This window comes from Rhizobiaceae bacterium (genome assembly GCA_023953845.1).
Taxonomy (GTDB): Bacteria; Pseudomonadota; Alphaproteobacteria; order Rhizobiales; family Rhizobiaceae; genus Arvimicrobium.
Map to the genome: position 1 here is coordinate 1,691,152 of JAMLJC010000001.1, position 15,934 is coordinate 1,707,085.

Here is a 15,934-nt window from a genome sequence, read left to right on the forward strand (position 1 = left end):
ACGTTCCCTCAAAGCTTCCAGCCCGAATGCAGCGCGGCGATGCCGCCGGAATAGTTGCGGAAGCTGACGCGCTCGAAGCCGGCACGCCCGATCATCGCGGCGAAATTCTGCTGGTTCGGGAATTTCCGGATCGATTCCACCAGATACGAATAGGGCTCGGCCTCGCCGGTCACCGCCTTGCCGATCTGCGGGATCGCCTTGAACGACCACTGCTCGTAGACGCGGTCGAGCAGCGGCATCTCGACCTCGGAGAATTCGAGGCACAGGAACCGGCCGCCGGTCTTCAGCACGCGGAAGGCCTCGGCCAGCGCGGTTTCGATATGCGGCACGTTGCGGATGCCGAAGGCGATCGTATAGGCGTCGAAGGTTTCGTCCTCGAAGGGCAGTTCCTCGGCATTGGCCTCGACAAAATCCAGCGACGTGGCAAGCCCACGCTTTTCGGCGCGTTCGCGTCCGACCTCGAGCATGGAGCCGTTGATATCGAGAACGGTGACATGCGCAGCGCGTCCGGAAGCCTCGACGATGCGGACAGCGATGTCGCCTGTCCCGCCGGCAACGTCGAGCGCCTTCCAGCCGGGTCGCTTCGGCGGATTGAGCGCTGTCACCATCGCGTCCTTCCAAAGCCGGTGCAGGCCGCCGGACATCAGGTCGTTCATGATGTCGTAGCGTTTCGCGACCTTATGGAAGACGTCGTTGACCAGCCCCTGCTTCTCATCCTCAGCCACGGCCCGGAAACCGTAGGAGGTGGACATTGCCGGGCCGGCGGTCGTTCGCTGTTCTGACACGATTGTGATCCAAGCTTATTTCGGGCGGACCATAGCCGATCGCATACCCCAGCGCTATTGTTAGAGAGCGCGGTGTTCGGCCGCGCGCCGACGAGGAAGTTGCATGCCATTGAAAGCCGAGCTGCACTGTCACATAGAAGGTGCGGCTTCCCCCGAACTGGTCATCCGGCAGGCGCAGAAATACGGTGCGGACCCGTCTCCCTTCATCCGGGACGGCGCGTTCGTCTGGTCGGATTTCACGACATTCCTCGCCGCCTACGACTTTTCCGCCGGTCTTTTCCGCAGCGAAGACGATTATGCGCGTCTCGCCGACCATTATCTGACCAGCCTCGCCCGCGACGGCGCGATCTATTCCGAGATCTTCATCTCGTCCGACCATGCAGAAAGGGCAGGGTTGTCGCCGCAGGCCTATGCGACGGCGCTCGGCGAGGGAATCGCGCGCGCCAACGCCAAGACCGGCATCGAGGCGCGGATGATCGTCATCGGCATCCGCCATTTCGGCGTAGAACGGGTGGAGGCGGCCGCGCGTTTCGCGGCGCGCTGCAGGCATCCGCTGGTGACGGGTTTCGGCATGGCGGGCGAGGAGCGTTTCGGCGAGCTGGAAGACTACGTCCGCGCCTTCGAGATCGCCCGCGAGGCGGGGCTCGGCATCACCGTCCATGCCGGCGAGCTCGCAGGATGGGAGAGCGTGGCCGCCGCGCTCGATCACATCAGGCCGGCGCGCATCGGCCATGGCGTCCGCGCCATCGAGAACCCCGATCTCGTCAGCCGCATCGCCGAGCGCGGCGTCGTGCTTGAATGCTGTCCCGGCTCGAACGTCGCGCTCGGCGTCTTTCCGAGCTTCGCCGAACACCCTTTCCCGAAGCTGCGCGCGGCGGGCTGCAAGGTGACGCTGAATTCGGACGACCCGCCCTATTTCCGCACCAGCCTGAAACGCGAATACGACATGGCGGCCGAGCATTTTGGCATGAGCGAAAAAGACCTCGCCGCCGTCACCCGCACGGCGCTCGAAGCGGCCTTCGTCGACAGGGCGACGAAATCGGCCCTGCTGGCGAAACTCGGCGCCTCCTCCCGGCCACGCTGACAGGAACGCGAAAGGCGGGGACAAGCCGGAATTCGGCGGAAACCGGCGGTTTTCTTGATCGACGTGGCCCTATAGAGTTGCGCCGTTTCAGTCAGGAGCCGTTTGCCATGAAGGGCGTCACCGTCGTCGATCATCCCCTTGTGCAGCACAAGCTCACCATCATGCGCAACAAGGAGACGTCGACCGCCGGCTTCCGGCGGCTTCTGCGCGAGATTTCGCTGCTTTTGGGCTACGAAGTGACGCGCAATCTCGAACTGACCACGACCCGGATCGAGACGCCCATGGAGGCGATGGAAGCGCCGACGCTCGAAGGCAAGAAACTGGTTTTCGCGTCGGTGCTGCGCGCCGGAAACGGGCTGCTGGAAGGCCTGCTCGATCTGGTGCCAGCCGCCCGCGTCGCCCATATCGGCCTCTACCGCGATCACGACACGCTGGAAGCGGTGGAATACTTCTTCAAGGCGCCGAGCGATCTGGCCGACCGTCTGGTCATCGTCGTCGATCCCATGCTGGCGACAGCCAATTCGGCCATCGCGGCGATCGACAAGATCAAGGGGCGCGGCGCTACCAATATCCGCTTCCTCTGCCTGCTGGCCGCGCCAGAAGGCATCGAGCGTTTCACCAGGGCGCATCCCGACGTGCCTGTCTTCACCGCCTCGATCGACCGCGGCCTCAACGAGAAGGGCTACATCATGCCCGGCCTCGGCGACGCCGGAGACCGCATGTACGGCACCAAATAAGGGCCGGCTTCCGCGAAATTGCAGGTGTCGCGTTAAGACCAAACACAGATTGTCGGCGTATGCTGAAGCCCTTCCATCCGGAGCGTCGGCATGCTCAAGAATTTTGTCATGTTAGGCATACTTGTCGGCGCCTTCGCCTCGCTGCCGATCTTCTACGAGCTCAATCCCGGCGCCGTCGAACGCTGGTATGCGGCGGTGATGGCGGATGACGTCGCGCCGGCGCAGGCCGTGGACCAGCCGGCACGCACGGCAGCGGTCGCCGTGACGCAGATGGCGCCGGCGGGCGAGAGCCAGCCGATGCTCGGGCGAAAAGTCCTCGTCCGCTCCGATTCCACTGGCCACTTCGTTGCCCAATTCAGGCTGAACGGGCGAGCGCTCAATGCCCTCATCGACACCGGTGCGACAGTGATCGCGATCAACAGGACAACCGCCCGTCAGATCGGGGTGTCGATCGCCAATGCGGATTTCAGATACGAGGTACGGACTGCGAACGGCATGGCGAAGGCCGCCGTCGCGACCATCGACCGCGTGCAGGTGGGCCGCATATCACTCGACAACGTGCAGGCGATGGTGCTGGACGATGCAGCGCTTGAAGGCGCACTGATCGGCATGAGCTTCCTCAACCGGTTGTCAAAATTCCAGGTCGAGAACGGCGCGCTGCTGTTGCAGCAGTAGTTACTGCCGCTCAGCCGTGCGGCGAAATGCGCCGTAGCACGGCTTTCTGCTTCGCGGGCCTGCTCTCGCCGATCGAATAGGCGGCAAGAACCTCGGCGGCGGCGCGCTGGGCGTCGGCGTCGGTACGTGCGTTTATAAGCGCCAGCGGTTCGCCGGGCTTGACCTCATGGCCGACCGGCAGCAAGCGGGTAATGCCGACCGCGTGGTCGACCGGGTCTTGCGGCCGGGTGCGCCCGCCGCCGAGCGTCACCACCGCGATGCCTATGTCGCGGGTCTCGACCGATCGCACGAAACCGTCGGCGGGCGCGGCGACGGCCAGCTCGACCGGCGCGCGCGGCAGGTGCTTTTGCGCGGTCTCGACAAAATTCCTCGGGCCGCCCAGAACGGCGACCATGCGCGCAAAGGTCTCGGCGGCGCGGCCGCTCTCCAAGGCTTCGTTGGCCTGCTGAAGACCCTGCTGGTTGGACGTGGCGATACCGGAGGCATGAAGCATTTCCGCCGCGAGCGACAGCGTCACCTCCAGCAGCCGCTGGTCGCGGTATCGTCCCGTGAGGAAATCGACCGCATTCGCCACCTCGACGGCATTGCCGGCGGCTGACGCCAGCGGCTCGTTCATGCCGGTGATGAGGGCGGAGGTTTTCAGGCCGGCGCCGTTCGCCACTTCCACGAGGCTGGTGGCGAGTTCCGTCGCATCGCGCGATTTCGCCATGAAGGCGCCATTGCCGACCTTCACGTCCAGCACGAGCGACTGAAGACCGGCGGCGAGCTTCTTCGACAGGATCGAGGCGGTGATGAGCGGCACGGATTCCACCGTCGCCGTCACGTCGCGGATGGAATAGATGCGCTTGTCGGCGGGGGCGAGGTTGGCCGTCTGGCCGATGATGGCGCAGCCGGTTTCGAGCACGGCCTTGCGAAACAGCGCATTGTCCGGCTGGCTGGCGTAGCCGGGGATGGAATCCATCTTGTCCAGCGTGCCGCCGGTATGGCCGAGGCCGCGTCCGGAAATCATCGGCACATATGCGCCGCAGGCGGCGACGATCGGCGCCAGCATCATCGAGACATTGTCGCCGACGCCTCCGGTCGAATGCTTGTCGGTTACCGGGCCGGGCAGGTCCGACCAGTCGAGCACGTCGCCGGAATCGCGCATGGCGAGCGTCAGCGCCACCGCCTCGTCGCGGCTCATGCCGTTGAGCAGGATGGCCATCGTCATGGCCGCGACCTGCCCTTCCGACACTGCGCCGCTGACCACGCCGGTCACGAATTCGGCGATCTCGGCCGGCTCCAGCGGGCGCTTGTCGCGCTTCTTGCGGATGATCTCCTGAGGCAGCATGGGGTCAATCCTCGATCAGGCGGTCGGCAAACACCTTCCTGAGGATGGTCGCGAGCCGCGCGCCGCCGACCGGCGCCATATCCTTGGTCTCCTGATGCGACAACTCGCCTTCCGTCATGCCCGCCGCCAGATTGGTGACGACGGAGCAGGCCGCGACGCGCATGCCGAGGAAGCGCGCGAGGATGACTTCCGGCACGGTGGACATGCCGACCGCGTTGGCGCCCATGACGCGCGCCATGCGGATTTCCGCCGGCGTTTCGAAGGACGGGCCAGAGAACCACATATAGACGCCCTTGTGCAGCGGCGTGCCGGTGGCGTCCGCCGCGCGCTCGATCGCGGCGGCCGTCGGCCTGTCATAGGCCTCGCTCATGCCGACGAAGCGGCGGTCCGACTGTTCGCCGAACAGCGGGTTCGAACCCGAAAAATTGATGTGATCGGTGATCAGCATTACGGAACCTGCGGGCATGCCTGCGTCCACCGAACCGGCGGCATTGGTCAGGATCAGCCTTTCGATGCCGGCTTCCTGCAAGGCTTCCAGCGCGGGGCGCATGACGGCGGCGTCGCCGTGCTCGTAATAATGCGCGCGGCCGGCCAGCATCAGCACCGGCACGCCCGCGAATTGTCCGGCGACCAGCGTGCCGGCGTGGCCGCTGACGCCGCTCTGCGGAAAACCTCTCAGCTCGCCGTAGGGAATGCGTACCGCATTGTCGACCTCATCGACAAGATCGCCGAGGCCGGAACCCAGCACCAGCGCGGTCCTGGCTCCGAGACTGCCGACGCGTTCGACAAGGGATACGCTCATTTCAGTATGTCTCCGCGAAAACCGTAGGGCAGCATGTCGCCCATGGTGACCGTCTCTGCGACGCCCGTCTCGTCGCACAGATAGAGTTTTGTCGATGGCTCCGTGAACTCGGCCAGCCTCTGCCGGCAGCCGCCGCAAGGCGTGCATCTCGGCATGCGTTCGGCGATCACCGCGACTTCCACGATCCTTCCGCCGCCGCCCATGACGTAGTGGCCTATTGCCGTGGTTTCCGCGCACCAGCCTTCCGGATAGGACGCGATCTCGATATTCGCGCCCGCATAGACGCGGCCGTCCTCCGTGCGGATCGCCGCGCCCACCGGGAACTTCGAATAGGGAACGTAGGCCTTGGCCATGGCGGACCTGGCCGCGAGGTAGAGGTCATGGGACATGGGGAACCCGGTCGTGAGCGGTAAACTGTGAACGGTCAACAGCAAGGGGTGATTCGGCTAGGGGCATACGCACTGATCTCTGTTCACGGTTTACCGCTCACCGCTCCTTCACGTAAGGCACGCCGCCGGCGCGCGGCGGGATGGCCTTTCCGATGAATCCGGCGAGCAGGATGACAGTGAGCACATAGGGCAGCGCCTGCATGAACTGTACCGGGACGCGGCCGATGCCCGGCCATGGCTGGCCCTGGAAGCGGATCGAGGCGGCTTCGAGGAAGCCGAAAAGCAGGCAGGCGAGCATGGCCGGCACCGGCTTCCATTTCGCGAAGATCAGCGCCGCCAGCGCGATGAAGCCCTTTCCCGCCGTCATGTCCTTCACGAAACCGGCATTTTGGGCGACCGAGAGGTAAGCGCCGGCGACTCCCGTCAGCACGCCGGTGCAGATGACGGCGCGGTAGCGCAGCCACGCCACCGAAACGCCGGCCGTGTCCACGGCCGCCGGGTTCTCGCCGACGGCGCGCAGCCGCAGCCCGAAGCGCGTGCGGAACAGCACCCACCATGTGAACGGCACCATCAGGAAGGCGATGTAGACGAGGATGGAATGCCCCGAGATCAGTTCCGGGTAGATCGTGCCGATGACCGGAATGCTCTTCGCCGCTTCCGCGCCAGGCAGGGTGATCGTCTCGAAGCGCGCGGCCCCGGACAGGGAAGGCGTGCGGCCGCCCTGGCTGAACCATGCCTGACCCAGGATGATGGTGGAGCCGGCGGCGATGAAGTTGATGGCGACGCCCGACACGATCTGGTTGCCGCGATGGGTGATCGAGGCGAAGCCGTGGACCAGCGCCAGGCAGACCGCGACGGCGATGGCCGCCGCAAGCCCGAGCCATGCCGAGCCGGTGACCGCGGCGGCGGCCGCGCCCGAGAAGGCGGCGCCCAGCATCTTGCCCTCAAGCCCGATGTCGAAGACGCCGGCGCGCTCGGAGTAGAGGCCCGCGAGGCAGGCGAGCAGCAGCGGCACCGAGACGCGGATGGTGGCGTCGAGCAGCTGGACGAGGACGGTCGCCGCCTCCATGTCAGGCCTCCTTCACGATGCCGACGGAACGCGGGCTGAACGAGGCGAAGACGGTCTGCACCCATGGCCTGAACATATGTTCCAGCGCGCCGGCGAAGAGGATCACCAGACCCTGGATGATGACGATCATGTCGCGGCTGATGTTCGGCATTTCGAAGGCGAGTTCCGCGCCGCCCTGATAGAGCATGCCGAACAGGATCGCCGCCGGCACGATGCCCGCCGGATGGGAGCGCCCCATCAGCGCGACGGCGATGCCGACGAAGCCCGCGCCGGTGACAAAATCGAGCTGTACCCGGTGCTGGTCGCCCATGATCGGGTTCAGCGCCATCATTCCCGCCAGCGCGCCGGAGATCATCATGGTGATGATGATGATGCGCGCCTCGCGGATGCCGGCGTAGCGCGCCGCCTTCGGGCTGAAGCCCATGGTGCGTATCTCATAGCCGAGCTTCGTCCGCCAGATCAGCACCCAGACGAGGAAGGCCATGACCAGCGCCAGCAGGAACGAGACGTTGAGCGGCGCCGAGCGGACGGTGAGACCGAGCGCCTCCAGCATCCAGTTGAGCTTGGGCAGTTGCGCGCCCGGCTCGAAGGTGCGCGTCTGCGGCGCCATGGACCCCAGCGGCTTCAGCACGTCGACCAGCATGTAGACCATGATCGACGCGGCGATGAAGTTGAACATGATGGTGGTGATGACGATGTGCGAGCCGCGTCTCGCCTGCAGGTAGGCGGGGATCAGCGCCCACAGCGCGCCGACGAGCGCCGCTCCCAGGATCGCCAGCGGAAAATTGAGCCACCAGGGCAGCACGGTGTCGAAGGTCAGCGCCACCATGGCGACGCCGAGCCCGGCGATATAGGCCTGTCCCTCGCCGCCTATGTTGAACAGGCCGCAATGGAAGGCGACCGCCACGGCCAGCCCGGTGAAGATGAAGTTCGTGGCGTAGTAGAGGGTGTAGGCGATGTTCTGGCCGCGGCCGAAGGCGCCGTCGATGAGGATCGCAGCGGCGCGGAAGGGGTTTTCGCCGACCAGAAGCACGACCAGCCCCGCGACGATGAAGGCGACGAGAAGGTTGATGAAGGGGATCAGGCCATAGTCCGCCCAGCGAGGCAACTTTGCGTAGGGAGCGCTCATTCCGCTGCCTCCTGGCGTTCCACGCCGGCCATCAGCAGGCCGAGTTCGCCTTCGGTTGCCTCCGGTCCGCGCTCGCCGACGATGCGGCCGTCGAACATGACGAGGATACGATCGGAAAGCGAGCGGATTTCGTCGAGTTCGACCGAGACGAGCAGCACGGCCTTGCCGGCGTCGCGCATCGCGATCAGGCGTTTATGGATGAACTCGATGGCGCCGACGTCGACGCCGCGCGTCGGCTGGCCGACGATCAGCACGCCCGGGTCCTGTTCCATCTCACGCGCCAGCACGATCTTCTGCTGATTGCCGCCGGAGAAATTCGCTGTCTTGAGCCGTGGGTTGGGCGGCCGGATGTCGTATTTCCGTATCTTGTCCTCGGCGTCGGCAATGATTCCGTCGATGTTGAGGAAAGGCCCTTTCAGATAGGCAGGATCGTCGTGGTAGCCGAGGATGGAATTCTCGTTCTCCTCGAAGGCGAGCACGAGTCCGACATGATGGCGATCCTCCGGCACATGGGCGAGGCCGCGGTCGCGCAGTTCGGCCGGATCGGCATGGCCGGTGACGTCGATGGGCTTGCCGTCGAGCAGCACGGAGCCGGAAACCGCCTTGCGGATGCCGGCGACGGCCTCGATCAGTTCAGACTGGCCGTTGCCCGCGACACCGGCAATGCCGACGATCTCGCCCGCCTGCACGATGAAGGAAACGTCCTTTACCATGGTGACGCCGCGGCCGTCATTGACGGTCAGGTTGTGCACTTCGAGCTTGATCTCGCCGGGCCGGGCCGCGCCCTTCTCGACGCGCAGGAGCACCCGACGGCCGACCATCAGCTCCGCAAGTTCCTCCACCGTGGTTTCGGCGGTTGTCCGGGTCGCCACCATCGTGCCCTGCCGCATGACGGATACCGTGTCGGTGATCGCCATGATCTCACGCAGCTTGTGCGTGATGAGGACGACCGTCTTCCCCTGGTCCTTGAGCTGCCTGAGGATACGGAAAAGATGATCCGCCTCGGCCGGCGTCAGCACGCCGGTCGGTTCGTCGAGGATCAGTATGTCGGCGCCGCGATAGAGCGCCTTGAGAATTTCCACACGCTGCTGCAGGCCGACCGGCAATTCCTCGATCAGCGCGTCCGGGTCGACTTCGAGGCCGTATTCGCGTTCCAGCCGCGCCAGTTCTGCCCGCGCCTTGGCGATGGAAAGGCCGAGAAGCGCCTCGCCCTCCGCGCCGAGAATGATGTTTTCCAGCACGGTGAAGTTCTCCACCAGCATGAAGTGCTGGTGGACCATGCCGATGCCCAGCGCGATGGCGTCGTTGGGCGTCCTGATGGAAACCGGCCTGCCGCCGACATGGATCTCGCCGCTGTCGGCCTGATAGAAGCCGTAGAGAATGGACATCAGCGTGGACTTGCCCGCGCCGTTCTCGCCGATGATGCCGTGAATGGTGCCGGGACGCACTTCCAGATGGATGTCGCGGTTCGCCTTGACCGGACCGAAGCTCTTGCTGATGCCGATCAGTTCAATCGCAGCGTCCGCCATGCGCGGGCCCGTTCCCCGTTTTTATCGTTTGGTCAACGCTACCATGCCGTGCCGCCCGATGCCATGCAAGCGGCTGCCGCACTCTCGACAGGAACGTGGACAATTGTCAATTTCGGATCGCGTGAACCGAAGCCTGTGGGACGGCAAACGTACAGGGAGACTTCGATGGCGATGCAGGGTGATCGACTGACGGTGCTGGAAATCCGTGCGGCGGAGCAGGAGCATACGATCGAGGAACTTTCCGGCCAGATCGCCGAGCAATGGAAGGTGATCGAACGCCTCCAGAAGAAGGTCGACGCGCTCACCGAACGCTTTCTGGCGCTGGAGGAGCAGTCGGCGCCCGACATACCGGTCACCCGTCCGCCGCACTGGTGAGATAAACGCTCATTCGTATCAAGCGGAACAAAAAACGCCGGGCACAAGGCCCGGCGTTCTCGATCGCGAGGATACCGCCAATCAGTATGGGCAGGCGTTGTCCGACATGTAGTCGTGCACCTGGATGGTGCCGGCGATGATGTCGGCCTTGGCCTTGTCGGCTGCGGCTTTCATTTCAGCCGTGACCAGATCCTTGTTGTTGTCGTCCATGGCGTAGTCGACGCCGCCTTCGGCGAGGCCGAGATTGTTGAAGCCAGCGGTGAATGCGTCGTTCTTGGCGTCCATGAAGGCGTTGTAGACGGCGACGTCGACCCGCTTCACCATCGAGGTGAGCACCTTGCCGGGCTGCAGGCCGTTCTGGTTGGAATCGACGCCGATGCCGAGCTTGCCGGCGTCCGCCGCCGCCTGAAGCACGCCGACGCCGGTGCCGCCGGCCGCGGCGTAGATCACGTCAGCGCCCTGATCGATCTGCGACTTGGCGATTTCGCCGCCCTTGGTCGGGTCGTTCCAAGCGGCCGGCGTATCGCCGGTCATGTTCTGGATGACGTCCGTGGCGCCGGCCGCCTTGGCGCCGCCGACATAGCCACAGCCGAACTTGCGGATCAGCGGGATGTCCATGCCGCCGATGAAGCCGACCTTCTTGGTCTGCGAAGCGAGCGCGGCCAGCACGCCGACGACGTAGGAGCCTTCCTGCTCCTTGAACACGACGGAACGGACGTTCGGCTTGTCGACCACCATGTCGATGATGGCGAACTTGGTGTCCGGGAAGTCGGTCGCCACCTTCTCCAGCGCGGAGGCCCAGGAGAAGCCCGCCATCACAATCGGATTGCGGCCGTCCTCGGCGAAGCGGCGCAGCGCCTGCTCGCGCTGGGCATCGTTCGAGATCTCGAACTCGACATACTCGATGCCGGTCTCGGCCTTGAATTTTTCAGCGCCGCCGAACGAGGCTTCGTTGAATGACTTGTCGAACTTGCCGCCCAGATCGAACAGCAGGCCCGGCTTGATGTCCGCGGCAAAGGCCGAGGCGGTCATCGCGGTTGCGGCCAGAAGGCCGAGAAGAATACGCTTCATGTGATCCACACCCTGTCGGTTGTTTTCTTTACCTCTGGTCCCGCAGCGCCACGTCCCCGGCAATTGGGAGCCTTTCGCAGGCTTTCCTTCCCGCTTGGCCGGCAATCTGGCACGGCCAAGCGCAAAATTCCACGCGGAATTTTGACCTTTCGGAAAAGCCGGAACGGCGGTTAACGCCGGGTGCGGCCGCCTCAGGCGAGCGCGCCCTGTGGAACGGCGCACTCGACGCCGGTGCCCTTTAGCCCGCAATAGCCGTAGGGGTTCTTCGCCAGATACTGCTGATGATCCTCCTCGGCGAAATAGAAGGCCGGCGCCGGCGCGATCTCGGTGGTGACCTTGCCGCGTCCCGCCGCCTTCAGCGCCGCCTCGTAGGCGTCGCGCGAGGCGAGCGCCTGCGCCTGCTGAGCGTCGCCAAACGTGTAGATGGCGGAGCGGTAGGTCGTGCCGACATCGTTGCCCTGACGCATGCCCTGGGTGGGGTCGTGCGCCTCCCAGAAGATCTTCAGGAGGTCGGCATAGGAGACGATCTTCGGATCGAACACCACCAGCACGACCTCGGCATGGCCGGTAAGCCCGGTGCAGGTCTCCTGATAGGTCGGATTGGGCGTGAAGCCGCCGGCATAGCCGACAGCCGTCACCCAGACGCCTTCCGTCTGCCAGAACAGGCGCTCGGCTCCCCAGAAGCAGCCGAGGCCGAACATGGCCGTTTCCAGCCCTTCCGGATACGGACCTTTCAGGGCGCGCTTCGAGACATAGTGCTTCGACGCCGTCGGGACCGGCCGGTCGCGACCGGGCAGGGCCTCCTCGGGCTTCGGCATATTGTATTTCTTGTTCAGCATGTCGCTCAGGAAAAACATCGTCCGTATGTCTCCTTTTCCGGCAAGCGCCGGAGTGTCCTTTCAGGTCTTGAGCGCAAAACCGGCCAGGCGCGCCACGGGTTTCCGGCCGATCGCATAGAACAGAAGCGAAAGCGCGGCAAAGACGAACCAGCCGGGCAGCGCCAGCACCGACGTCAGCGCCGGGTCCCAGAACGCCGTCCCGAAGGTCCGCGTCACGAACGCCTCGGCTTCGTCCAGCGTTCCCGGCGAAAAGGCCGCCCAGCTCGTGGCGAGCGGCGTCATGACGATGGCCGACGCCGCCACCGTGCGTGTTGCGTCCAGCACCGCCATGACGACGCCGATCGCCAGCGCGACAGTCGACAGAAGGCGGAACAGGAAACGGATCATCTGCGGTTCTGCGTTGGATATGCAAGAAATAGTGCGGGCGGGCGCCACGCGCAATGGAACGGCTCTCCGGGATCATCACATCGTGACAGGGCGGCCGGATAAAAGAGCGGATCGACATCCGTGTCGGGCCGCGGTGCCGGAACGCGTCGCCAAATGCCTCGATATTGATGCGCCAGCGCGAATCCTTGCCGCGAACGCTTGGCATATGGCTTCGGATCGACTAGATGAGCCCCGCATCGCTTTGCCAATGAAGCTGGCGATCGCGGAGAGGTGGCCGAGTGGTTGAAGGCGCACGCCTGGAACGCGTGTATACGGGAAACCGTATCAAGGGTTCGAATCCCTTTCTCTCCGCCATAAGTCGCCGATTGCTCCTTCGTTGCGATATTGCCGTTGCCCCGTAGCTCGATCTCTTTTGGCGTAGCGCGGCAATAGCTGCTTTCGATCCGAAGCGGACCTGTTGCGTTGGCGCGATCCGTCGGGCGAGTTGCGTGATCAAGCGGGAACGTAGGTCAACCTGATCACGTCCGTGTCGATCAAGTCGCTGGCCACAAGGCGGAGCTGCGGCCGGGGACCGGCAAAGAATGGCTTGCCGCGGCCGAGCACGACGGGGTGGAAGTAGAGCCGATACTCATCAATAAGATTAAGGTCGGTCAGGCTTCGTGCCAAGTCCGGTCCGGAAACGGCAATCTCCCCAGCGAGCCGGGACTTCAGCCCGCGTACCACCCCCGCGATGTCATCCCCTACAAGTGTGGCGTTGGGACCGACTGACTTCAGCGTTCGCGACACGACCCACTTCGGCTGGCGCCGCCACGCCGCAGCGAACTCGTATTGTTCCGCGTTCCACTCAGAACGGTCTTCGTCCCAATAACGCATGGTCTCATACATGCGGCGGCCGTACACGCTGCCGGTCAGATCGCGCACGTGCTCTATCCAGTGACGAAAAAGCGCGGGACCTGTTCGCATTTCCAGGTGGTCGACGTAACCGTCCAGGGACTGGTTCATTCCGAAGACGAGCTTCGCCATGGTCCTAACTCTCCACCCCAGATTTTCACGAACAGTATGAGCAGCGTGAGGCAGAAAGTGAAGCTGGCCGTAAACCGCCGCCGCCTTTCCCGGCTGAGAAAGCTCTGAGAGAGCGGGAACGGCTGATGGCCGATCCCTTCGCTACCGCGAATCTGCTGACGGCCGATGTCCTGCGCGCCGCGAGAGTTCGCTTTTCCGAAGATCGACACGTCACCGGGTCTATGTGGCAAGCGTCACAGATCGCCCCTAATTCAGGGAGGCGCGTGCGGATCAGTTGGCGCATTTGGCCGCCGTAACATGCCCCACTCGTAGCTCTATCAGGACAGCTGCGAGACAGACGTCGACGCCGCTGCTCTGGAAAGGGTCGCGCCTGTAATCGTATGGCCCGCGCAGGCCGTACTGCAGGGCGGCGCTAACGATCCTGCGAGCTGTCCTGATCGGTCAATATGACGCCCATGCCGCCGCCTCCGCCGCCAGCGCCCATTCCTCCCGCTCCGCCGCCCCGGCCGCCGGACTCGCGGTTGCTCCTTGCGCGGGAGCCGGACGCGGACGGGCGCGTCGGACCCTGGTCGGGCAGCGCGACATCAGCGGGAATCGGAGCCAGATCGAGTGCCTCACGGATGAAGTTGCGGAGCGAAACGACGAGTTCGTGGATGCGGACGGGCCGTCCGGCGACCATTTCGTCCACGGCGCGGGCCGCAAGCCGCACCTGCTCCTCGGTGCCAAGCAATATGATGTCCGAGAGAGCGGCTTCGACGGCGTCCCGAATCCGGCGGCGGCGATCCGATCCGGTTTCGCCTCCCGCGACAGCGCTTTTGGCGCTTGCCGAATCTTCATCAGCCGTCTCCGGAATCTCCCGCCGCAGATCCCGCAGGTGACTCGGATCGACAGTGAGATCGCCCGTGAACGAGCCGCCAAGCGTCTTGTATGCCGCGATCAGGGTACGCAGTCTTTCGTTGATCTGCCGGTTCACACGTTCACGACGCTGCTGGATCGTGAACATCATCAGGAGGCGGATACCGATGCTGATCAGCGCGAAGAGCGCGACGCCGATCACCGACAGGAGGACGCTCTGCCAGGAACTGAGATCAAAGCCGCGCAAAGGGCCTCCTGTTTCGTTCCACGCCGGAGGGAACCGCAGGCCGGCTGCATGTCACCCGCTCGCCGCCGCTCGGGCTTCAATACCGTACCGTCAGGCGTTCGGCCAGCACCACCAGCGAGAACAGCAGGATCGACAACAGCGAGGACATCACGATCGCCGCGTAAAGCCTGTCCGACTGATAGTTGAAGGTCGCCTGGATGATCAGTGCGCCCAATCCCTTGTCCGACCCGATCCACTCGCCGACGATCGCGCCGATGACCGCAGTGGCCGAAGCGATGCGAAGTGATGAAAAGAGGAGAGGCATGGCGCGCGGCAGGCGAAGACGCCAGAAAATCTCCCACCGGCTGGCAGAGAGGATGTGGAAGAGTTCGTGCTCGTTGGAGGTGGCCGAATCCAGGCCCCGGATCATGTTGATGAGCGTCGGAAAGAAGCAGATCACGGCCGCGATCACGATCTTCGGCGTCATGCCGAGTCCGAAGATGAGGATGATGATCGGCGCAAGGGCAAGGACCGGAATCGTGTTGAAGAACAGGACGACGGGAAAATACGCGGCCTGAATGGTCCTGCTGTGCACGAACACGACGGCGAGAAGGATCGCCGCCAGATTTCCGATGATGAAGCCGGCGACGGCCTCGATGGCGGTCGGCCAGAGATTGCCGAGCAGCAGGCCGCCGCTCTTGGCGAAAACCGCGAAGATGGCGGTGGGCGTCGGCACGACATAGGCCGGGACACCCGCCAGCGGCAGCAGGAACTGCCATGCGAGGATCAGCGACGCGGCTCCGAGAACAGGCAGGGCGAAACCCATCGCCGGCGACATCGTCCGGTCCGCCGTCATGACGCGGCCTCCAGTGCGGCGCGCAGGCCCGCCATCGTGGCGACGATTTCCGGATCTTCGCGGGAACAGCGATTGCCTTCCCGCTTGATCTGCCGCAGGTCGTGGTCCGCCAGGATTCGGCCGGGATTGGCGGCAAGCACCAGCACCCTTTCGCCGAGATAGGCGGCCTCGGCGATGGAGTGTGTGACGAAGAGGATCGTCATTCGGGTCTTGCGCCAGAGCGACAGCAACTCGTCGTTCAGCCGGTCCCGCGTGATCTCGTCCAGCGCGCCGAAAGGCTCGTCCATGAGCAGGAGCCTCGGTTCGCAAAGCAGGGCGCGCGCTATGGCGACCCTCTGGCGCTGGCCGCCCGACAGCTGGTGCGGATAGCGGTCGGCGAAGGCGGCGAGCCCCATCATGTCGAGCAACTGGCTGCTTCGATCTTCGATGGCGCGGCTGAGACTGGCGCGTCCCACGACGAGCGGCAGAAGCACATTGTCCCTGACGGTGCGCCAAGGGAGCAGCGTGGAGTCCTGAAAGACAAAGCCGACATCGCGCCGCGAGCGGATCTGGCGCGGGCTCTCGCCGAGCACGCTGATGCTGCCGCCCAGAGGGGCGATCAGATCGGCCACGACCCTGAGCAGGGTGGACTTGCCGCAGCCCGACGGACCGAGGATCGACACGAAAGAGCCGGCCTCGATGTCGAGATCGAGGCCGCTGATCACCTTGATGGCGCGTCCGGAGGCTGGATAGCCGACATCGAGCCTTCGCGCTTGAACGGCGCCCGGCATAAA

Annotated in this window: 18 protein-coding genes and 1 tRNA gene; 5 read left to right on the plus strand and 14 right to left on the minus strand. The window is 64.6% G+C overall.

Features of this window, described 5'->3' with window-relative positions; genetic code table 11:
- Nucleotides 1-8: 8 nt before the first annotated feature.
- Complete coding sequence (gene ubiE, locus M9955_08395; GenBank protein MCO5081663.1) at nt 9-785, minus strand: bifunctional demethylmenaquinone methyltransferase/2-methoxy-6-polyprenyl-1,4-benzoquinol methylase UbiE; 777 nt, start codon at nt 783-785, stop codon at nt 9-11.
- A 103-nt stretch (nt 786-888) separates the two neighbouring features.
- Here ubiE and M9955_08400 point away from each other — a divergent pair, with 103 nt between their 5' ends.
- The 3 genes from M9955_08400 (at nt 889) to M9955_08410 (ending at nt 3,281) form a co-directional block, all read left to right on the plus strand.
- The gene (locus M9955_08400) at nt 889-1,869 is read left to right on the plus strand and encodes an adenosine deaminase (GenBank protein MCO5081664.1); all 981 of its coding nucleotides are present in this window, start codon (nt 889-891) and stop codon (nt 1,867-1,869) included.
- Between the two features lie 107 nt (nt 1,870-1,976).
- Nucleotides 1,977-2,606 carry a uracil phosphoribosyltransferase gene (gene upp, locus M9955_08405; protein ID MCO5081665.1) on the plus strand — a complete coding sequence of 210 codons (630 nt, stop codon included), beginning with the start codon at nt 1,977-1,979 and terminating at the stop codon, nt 2,604-2,606.
- Between the two features lie 90 nt (nt 2,607-2,696).
- Complete coding sequence (locus tag M9955_08410) at nt 2,697-3,281, plus strand: TIGR02281 family clan AA aspartic protease (protein MCO5081666.1); 585 nt, start codon at nt 2,697-2,699, stop codon at nt 3,279-3,281.
- A 10-nt stretch (nt 3,282-3,291) separates the two neighbouring features.
- On the opposite strand, the gene deoA is transcribed toward M9955_08410, so the two are convergent.
- The 6 genes from deoA to M9955_08440 all read right to left on the minus strand — a co-directional run bounded on the left by deoA (nt 3,292) and on the right by M9955_08440 (nt 9,529).
- On the minus strand, nt 3,292-4,611 hold the full coding sequence (gene deoA / locus M9955_08415; protein MCO5081667.1) for a thymidine phosphorylase: 1,320 nt from the start codon (nt 4,609-4,611) through the stop codon (nt 3,292-3,294).
- A gap of 4 nt (nt 4,612-4,615) precedes the next feature.
- A complete protein-coding gene (locus tag M9955_08420) occupies nt 4,616-5,413 on the minus strand; it encodes a purine-nucleoside phosphorylase (protein MCO5081668.1) in 798 nt (265 codons plus the stop codon).
- Nucleotides 5,410-5,802 carry a cytidine deaminase gene (gene cdd, locus M9955_08425; GenBank protein MCO5081669.1) on the minus strand — a complete coding sequence of 131 codons (393 nt, stop codon included), beginning with the start codon at nt 5,800-5,802 and terminating at the stop codon, nt 5,410-5,412. The genes M9955_08420 and cdd overlap by 4 nt, the downstream gene beginning before the upstream one ends.
- Before the next feature lie 97 nt (nt 5,803-5,899).
- Nucleotides 5,900-6,871, minus strand: coding sequence for an ABC transporter permease (locus tag M9955_08430; protein ID MCO5081670.1), 972 nt, complete (start codon nt 6,869-6,871; stop codon nt 5,900-5,902).
- Nucleotide 6,872: 1 nt separating this feature from the next.
- Nucleotides 6,873-8,000, minus strand: a complete 1,128-nt coding sequence (locus M9955_08435) for an ABC transporter permease (protein ID MCO5081671.1) — start codon at nt 7,998-8,000, stop codon at nt 6,873-6,875.
- On the minus strand, nt 7,997-9,529 hold the full coding sequence (locus M9955_08440) for an ABC transporter ATP-binding protein (protein MCO5081672.1): 1,533 nt from the start codon (nt 9,527-9,529) through the stop codon (nt 7,997-7,999). Before M9955_08440 ends, M9955_08435 begins: the two co-directional genes overlap by 4 nt.
- Before the next feature lie 171 nt (nt 9,530-9,700).
- On the opposite strand from M9955_08440, the gene M9955_08445 reads away from it, so the two are divergent.
- Complete coding sequence (locus M9955_08445; GenBank protein ID MCO5081673.1) at nt 9,701-9,904, plus strand: SlyX family protein; 204 nt, start codon at nt 9,701-9,703, stop codon at nt 9,902-9,904.
- Nucleotides 9,905-9,985: 81 nt separating this feature from the next.
- On the opposite strand, the gene M9955_08450 is transcribed toward M9955_08445, so the two are convergent.
- The 3 genes from M9955_08450 to M9955_08460 form a co-directional block, all read right to left on the minus strand.
- Nucleotides 9,986-10,975, minus strand: a complete 990-nt coding sequence (locus M9955_08450; GenBank protein ID MCO5081674.1) for a BMP family ABC transporter substrate-binding protein — start codon at nt 10,973-10,975, stop codon at nt 9,986-9,988.
- 191 nt (nt 10,976-11,166) lie between these two features.
- The gene (gene msrA, locus M9955_08455; GenBank protein ID MCO5081675.1) at nt 11,167-11,832 is read right to left on the minus strand and encodes a peptide-methionine (S)-S-oxide reductase MsrA; all 666 of its coding nucleotides are present in this window, start codon (nt 11,830-11,832) and stop codon (nt 11,167-11,169) included.
- Between the two features lie 42 nt (nt 11,833-11,874).
- Nucleotides 11,875-12,201 (minus strand): hypothetical protein, encoded by a 327-nt coding sequence (locus tag M9955_08460; GenBank protein ID MCO5081676.1) that lies wholly within the window; start codon nt 12,199-12,201, stop codon nt 11,875-11,877.
- 264 nt (nt 12,202-12,465) lie between these two features.
- Between M9955_08460 and M9955_08465 the strand changes: the two genes are divergently transcribed.
- Nucleotides 12,466-12,555, plus strand: a tRNA-Ser gene (locus M9955_08465).
- A gap of 138 nt (nt 12,556-12,693) precedes the next feature.
- On the opposite strand, the gene M9955_08470 is transcribed toward M9955_08465, so the two are convergent.
- The 4 genes from M9955_08470 to M9955_08485 all read right to left on the minus strand — a co-directional run bounded on the left by M9955_08470 (nt 12,694) and on the right by M9955_08485 (nt 15,931).
- A complete protein-coding gene (locus M9955_08470; protein MCO5081677.1) occupies nt 12,694-13,224 on the minus strand; it encodes a dihydrofolate reductase family protein in 531 nt (176 codons plus the stop codon).
- Nucleotides 13,225-13,636: 412 nt separating this feature from the next.
- Entirely contained in the window at nt 13,637-14,326 is a 690-nt protein-coding gene (locus M9955_08475; GenBank protein MCO5081678.1) for a hypothetical protein, read from the minus strand.
- Nucleotides 14,327-14,402: 76 nt separating this feature from the next.
- Nucleotides 14,403-15,161: an ABC transporter permease gene (locus tag M9955_08480; protein ID MCO5081679.1), complete on the minus strand. Its 759-nt coding sequence runs from the start codon at nt 15,159-15,161 to the stop codon at nt 14,403-14,405.
- On the minus strand, nt 15,158-15,931 hold the full coding sequence (locus M9955_08485) for an ABC transporter ATP-binding protein (protein MCO5081680.1): 774 nt from the start codon (nt 15,929-15,931) through the stop codon (nt 15,158-15,160). Before M9955_08485 ends, M9955_08480 begins: the two co-directional genes overlap by 4 nt.
- Nucleotides 15,932-15,934 lie beyond the last annotated feature (3 nt).